The organism is Enorma phocaeensis (genome assembly GCF_900186505.1).
Classification (GTDB): domain Bacteria; phylum Actinomycetota; class Coriobacteriia; order Coriobacteriales; family Coriobacteriaceae; genus Enorma; species Enorma phocaeensis.
The window spans coordinates 690504-696848 of sequence record NZ_LT891969.1; the positions used below are offsets into that span (position 1 = coordinate 690504).

General features: G+C 49.0%; 4 protein-coding genes. 3 read left to right on the forward strand and 1 reads right to left on the reverse strand.

The features are described from left to right. Positions 1-150: 150 nt before the first annotated feature. On the reverse strand, positions 151-1311 hold the full coding sequence (locus C1717_RS06045) for an IS256 family transposase (protein ID WP_102372279.1): 1161 nt from the start codon (positions 1309-1311) through the stop codon (positions 151-153). Between the two features lie 265 nt (positions 1312-1576). Here C1717_RS06045 and C1717_RS06050 point away from each other — a divergent pair, with 265 nt between their 5' ends. The 3 genes from C1717_RS06050 (at position 1577) to C1717_RS06055 (ending at position 5833) form a co-directional block, all read left to right on the forward strand. Next, positions 1577-2503 carry a glycosyltransferase family 2 protein gene (locus C1717_RS06050; protein ID WP_077071194.1) on the forward strand — a complete coding sequence of 309 codons (927 nt, stop codon included), beginning with the start codon at positions 1577-1579 and terminating at the stop codon, positions 2501-2503. Between the two features lie 109 nt (positions 2504-2612). Beyond that, on the forward strand, positions 2613-4664 hold the full coding sequence (locus C1717_RS10485) for a hypothetical protein (RefSeq protein ID WP_144277180.1): 2052 nt from the start codon (positions 2613-2615) through the stop codon (positions 4662-4664). An 80-nt stretch (positions 4665-4744) separates the two neighbouring features. Beyond that, on the forward strand, positions 4745-5833 hold the full coding sequence (locus C1717_RS06055) for an acyltransferase (RefSeq protein WP_077071192.1): 1089 nt from the start codon (positions 4745-4747) through the stop codon (positions 5831-5833). The last annotated feature ends 512 nt before the right edge of the window (positions 5834-6345 follow it).

Consider the following 6345-nt stretch of genomic DNA (forward strand, 5'->3'; position numbering starts at 1 on the left):
CTCACAGGACTAACTCAATTCTCGAACTCAAATCCCCCTGTGTACTCACATTATAAAGGGATTGTGAGGCCTTCAACAACACAATCATTAGGTACCGTCAAGATTCTTGCGCACTTTCCGACAGCCCCATAGGCCCGCCCTCCGGTGCGGCTACTCGCCCGGCAGCGTCACGTCCAGGTAGCGCCTCGAGCCCCACTCGCTCTCGGCGACGTACTTGAGCCTCGCGGTCACGAGCATGAGGGCGCTCCTCCCGTCGGGGAAGGTGCCCACGACCCTCGTCCTGCGCCGGATCTCGCGGTTCAGCCTCTCGATGGCGTTGTTGGTCCTGATCCTCCTCCAGTGCTCCCTCGGGAAGCGCGTGTAGGCCAGCGTCTCCGCGTAGCCGTCCCTGACGACCTTCGCGGCCTCCCTCAGCCTCATGGAGTCGAGTTCGTCGGCCACCTCGAGGGCCTTGGCCTCGGACGCCTCGCGCGACTCCATGGCGTGGACCGCCTTGAGCATGGCGGCGACCTTCGGCCTCCTCGACTTCGGGACCCTCGCCAGCACGTTCCTGTAGAAGTGCACGGTGCAGCGCCGGTAGGCCGCCCCCGGGAAGACCTCGGCGATGGATCCCACCATGCCGGCGGCCTTGTCCCCGGTGAACATCCTCACGCCGCGCAGCCCGCGCGACTTGAGCCACGAGAGGAACCCCCGCCAGCACTCCGCCGACTCCGTGAACCCCTCGGCGGCGCCGATGACCTCGCGGTACCCGTCGTCGTTGACGCCGATGGCCACCATCACCGCCACGTTCTCGTAGGAGCCTCCCCAGCTTCTCTTCAAGTAGATCCCGTCGACGTAGACGTAGGGGTAGGCGCGCTCGAGGGGCCTGTTCCTCCAGGCCTCGACGGCCTCGAAGGCCTTCTCGTTCAGGTTGGACACCGTGCTTGCCGAAACGCCTGAGCCCCACAGGATCTCGGAGACGTCCTCGATGCGCCTGGTCGAGACCCCGGCGAGGTACATCTCGATCATCGCCTCCTCGACCGAGGTCTCCCGGCGGCGGTAGCGCTCGATGATCGCCGTGGTGAAGCGCATCCCCTTGAGCTTGGGCATGCGGATCGTGACCTCGCCGGACGTCGTCGTGAGCCTCCGCTCGTAGTGCCCCGCGCGGTAGGCCTCGCGTCCGGCGGTGCGCTCGTAGCGCTCGGCGCCGACGAGGTCGTCGGCCTCCTCGTCCAGCAGGCCGTTCAGCATCTCCTCGACGGTCCTCCTGACGAGCTCGCGCAGGTCGGTTCTCAGGGCCTCCTCGTTCAGTGTTACGATTGGCTCGGGCATGGTCTTCCTCCAGTCTGATCGAATCTAGGCAACTCGAATCATACCGGGGGCGGGCCGTGCCCTCCTTCCTCATCTGGACGCTATTCCGCTGTCAAAGTGCGCAAGAAATTGTACGTTACCAATCATTAAGGGTCGTTTTACCAATACAGACGACAACAATATGAACTGAACCGGTATTCATTAACGTACCGCTAGCCCTATCCAATTTAATTCGTGAAATGTCGTACTATTGAATAAACTTGTCACCACTTTGATTGGGGAATGCATGAATGGCTCTATCGCCGTGCTGATTCCGTGCTACAACGAAGCAGTCACCATCGGCAAAGTAGTGGATGACTTCCGCAGGGAGCTTCCCGGTGCCTCGATATACGTTTACGATAACAACTCCTCCGACGACACTGCAGCAATAGCTCGAGAACATGGAGCCATTGTCCGTTTCGAGCCCCGCCAAGGCAAGGGCAATGTAGTTCGTCAAATGTTCCGCGATATCGAAGCTGATTGCTATCTGATGGTAGATGGTGATGATACGTATCCAGCCGATGCCGCAAGTAGCCTTTGCTCTCCCATATTAGAAGGTAAAGCGGATATGACTGTAGGCGACCGCCTCTCTAACGGAACATATGCTGAAGAAAATAAGCGGGCATTTCACGGATTTGGTAATAATCTCGTCCGCTTCATGATCAAATGGATTTATGGATATGGCTTCGATGACGTTATGACTGGATACCGCGCGTTCTCGCGTACATTCGTGAAAACTTTCCCTGTGCTTTCTGAGGGCTTCCAGATTGAGACTGAGCTTTCCATCCATGCTGTCGATCGCCGCTGGCGTATTCTCGATGTTCCGATTGTCTATCGCGACCGTCCTGCCGGATCAGAGTCTAAGCTTGATACATTTAGTGACGGTCTTAAGGTCATCATGATGATCGGCACGCTCTTCAAAGACTATCGTCCCCTAAAATTCTTTACTCTTGTGGCGCTCGTGCTTGCGATTGCTGGACTATTACTTGGCGTGCCAGTCATTATTGGGTATTTTCAAACAGGTCTTGTTCCACGTTTACCAACTGCCCTGCTTGCGGTGGCCTTCATCTTTCTTTGCTGCCTTTCTTTAGCAACCGGCATTATTCTGGATAGCGTCGCAAAATCTGAACGGCGTGAATGGGAGCTGGCGGTTTATCGAGAGAGACAGCAATAGGGATAGCATTCGAGTACTACTATCGAGTTACATCGCTTATGCTTCTAAGCACACAAGGTCTCTGTCAATCGCGTAGCAGCATCCAACAAAAATTAATTGGTGAATGCGAATGAAACTTTTACGAAATTTGCCCTGTTTTACCCAAAATACAACGGGACATAAAGTCATTGTTACTCTCGTTATGATTGGTGTTATCTCGTTTTTTCTTGAGATAACGCTATTTAACATTAATCATTGGTTAAGCTGTTTCCTAGAAAACCCTGCACAGATCAGTGAAAGCATAGTAATAGCCGATGACTCAGCTGACACTATTTCATTTTCAGAATTAAACAGGTCGATTGAAACCATTACTATTCAGGTTGAAGCAAACAATATCGTTACCGTTCAGTACCAAATATCAGACGATGGAAGCACAGAGCTGTATTCCTTGCCTCAAACAGAAGTGTATTCAGGAAACGAACGCTCTTCGACTTTCCGAATCCACCCGTACGGGGATGTAAAAGATCTTGTTGTAACGTTCCCCGGACTCAACGAGCCAATTTCAGTAAAATCTATATCTGTAAATCAGCCGGTCCCCTTCTTCTTCAGTATCGGTCGCTATATCGCATCATTTCTTTTCATTTCTTTCATAGTGTACCTTCGGCCCAAAAGCAGCTGGAGTAGAATAATAGGAGTAGATAGCCCGGTTTACAGAAGGGCTTCACTTGTTGTCCTCATTATCGTGTTGGCAGTCATAACGATGACATGCCATATAGGTAGCGACGATCCCAACGTGCCTTGGTACGACGGATTTGCCCATAACGAGTACACAGAGCTGGCACGTTCGTTTGCCGAAGGAAAAGTTACACTTAATGAAGAGCCGCCTGACTGGCTGAAACAACTTGATAATCCCTACGATGCTTCCCTGCGCAATCGCATAGCTGAAGAGACTGGCATCGGCTACAAAAATGACGCAGCCTATTATAAAGGCTCCTACTATGTCTATTTTGGAGTAGTTCCAGTCGTGCTGTTCTATCTCCCATACTTCTTACTTACTGGCAACGACCTTCCCAACTCGATTGTCACCCTTTTCATGGCGCTTGCTTCGACTGTTGTCTTATGGCTACTCTTCAGAGCGATTATCCGTCATTATCATCCAACAATATCGTTGTCAACTTTTATTTTGTCATTCCTCGGATCACTTGGAGCATCGTACGTTGTGGTAGTGCTAGGACGACCAAGTTTCTACTCAGTGCCCAGTATGTGCGGTTTTGCGTTTGTTCTAATTGGATTACTGTTAACAGTTCAATCAATTAACGACAGTAATCCTTCGAGTCGGTATGCAAAGCTTTGCTTTGGTTCTTTAGCTATGGGTTTAGTTGCAGGCTGTAGGCCACAGCTGCTAATACTCTCTATTCCATGGGCGGTCATACTAGTAAAACAAATTAAGACATACTATAAAGCAAAGAAGCTAAAATGCATGATACGAGTTATTGCTTGCGTCATTGTCCCTTTGATTGCAATAGCCATCCCTCTTATGTACTACAACTTCATTCGCTTTGAATCTCCGCTAGATTTTGGTGCAAATTACAATCTGGCAGGTAACGATATGACTCTTAGAGGATTCGATTTCGTGAGAGCGGGAGAAGGGGTTTTTTACTATCTTCTACAGCCCCCCGCACTAACGACAAGTTTTCCCTTTTTACAACCAACGGCAATCAATACTAGTTTTCCTGGAATGACTGTTTCTGAGCCACTGATTGGTGGCATGTTAACTTGCTATCCGTTTGTTTCCGTAATCCCTCTTCTATTCCTTTGCCGCATCAACGATAGAAAACAGAAGACAATTATCTTTCTTTTTCTTATCCTCGGTTTCATAGTGTGCGTTTTTGATACTGAAGGTGCAGGACTACTCCCAAGGTATGGTCTCGATTTTTCCCTGTGCTTCTGCTTCGCATCTACGGCAACGGCTTTTTCTATCGAAACTCAAGAAAAGAACGGGGACAGAAGCATCCCTCTTCATTTTGCGCATCTTACTCTCTTCTACAGTGTTTTAATTGGAATAGTGATGTTGGTATTTCAGCGGTTTGGCATCATGTCATCAGCTATGGGCCCCACGGGAATGACATGGCCAGCAGATTTATGGGAATACATCCGCCTCTCTGCTCAGTTTTGGGCATAGGGCCGACTCATTGCTATTTCAGTCACTTACCATTTAACTAGAATATCTAGTCAACGGTTATTTATAGGGAGAGAAAAAGGGTGAAACGGCTCGTTAATTTGGATTTATTGAGATCGCTTTGCATGCTAGCCGTTGTTGTCTGCCACTGCAGTCCATATTTAGGCATTTTGAATGGAATAAATGCCGATTTAATTGTCTCTATTACAGGAATTCTATGTGACCCAATTTTCTTTGCGCTCTCTGGCTACTTTGCAATACGACCGCTAAAGTCAAGCTTGTTGTCTTACTATTCACGTAAAATATCCACTGTCGTCCTTCCGTTATTTGCATATTCTGTTGTCCTATTTCTTTACAAAACCAATAACTCAAATTGGTCAGTAGCTGAATATCTTCTTTTTTTCTCAAATGAGTTGGGGCCTTGGTGGTTTATTCCCACACTAATTCCCTTTCTAGTCGTTGCGCCCTTTCTCTATTGGCAATTTGAGAAGCTTGACAACTATCAAATTAAAACGATTGCAAAGGCGGCTTGCTTAGTAACCCTGTTAGGAGTATGTCTAAACTATCTTTGTTGGCTGTTTAGAGTGACAAACCATTCGACACTTGAGCTGACAATCAATATTACAAAAAGATTACTACCAACAGTATTGATTCCTGGTTCAGGCTATTTTATGTATTTCTGTCTAGGCTATTTCTATCGTCGACTCGCACCTGATACTTCTAGAACTACGAAAAAGAAGCTAATTGCGTTTGGCCTAGTGTTATGGGCTTTTGACGTAGTATCTGCTTACTTTGGGGTTGACCGCTTTGACCCCAGCTATCCATGGCTATTTGCAACGATTGCCATTCTTTTTCTTTTCGATGGCTTACAAGTGAATAATAACTTTTTCAGAAAAGTCATTGAATGGACCGCGCGACGCTCCTATGCAATTTATCTATTGCAATACACTTCCATTGCTATGATTGCACCTTTTTTATATGAGACAATGTTGCATGGAAGCATAGAACTGCTTACTATCCCCATTCGGGTTCTCATCTGGGTTGTTTTAGTGATATGTTCCTACTTTGCATCGCTCGCGATTGCATCGCTGCTTGACATCACACTTATTCGCATAATTCAACATGTTTACCAGCAAGCCGTAAAGTGTATAAATGTTCGATCAATCACTTAGGCAGCTCATAGGAAAGCAGATTTCTTGCTATAGGGCATCGCGTCAGTCGCAAAAAGATGACGAACCACTCTCGACATTTTGAAACACTTCTCATGATGTACCGTCGAGATGAGCAGTAGCCTCACTTAGTAACGAAAATCAACCGAGATGGTACCGCCGGTTGGCTAGGTGCCGCCAAGATTCTTTCGCGCTTTCCGCTACCGTTAAGATACTTAACCGCTTTCCGGCAGCCGCATAGGCCCACCCTCCGGTACGGCCACCCCTCCGGCAGCGTCACGTCCGGGGGTACCGTCAAGTTTCTTGCGCACTTTCCGACAGCCCCATAGGCCCGCCGCCCGGTGCGGCTACTCGTCCAGTGTGTTTAGTCAAGTAGTTTTGAGCAGAAGGGACTGCGGTGGGAATCCTGGACCAAGGCGGGACAGGAGGAGAACCGCATGTACAGCCAGGGGCAGAGGAAGCGCGCGATAGAGACCTTCATCAAATTCGACCATAGCTACGCCGACACCGTCGCA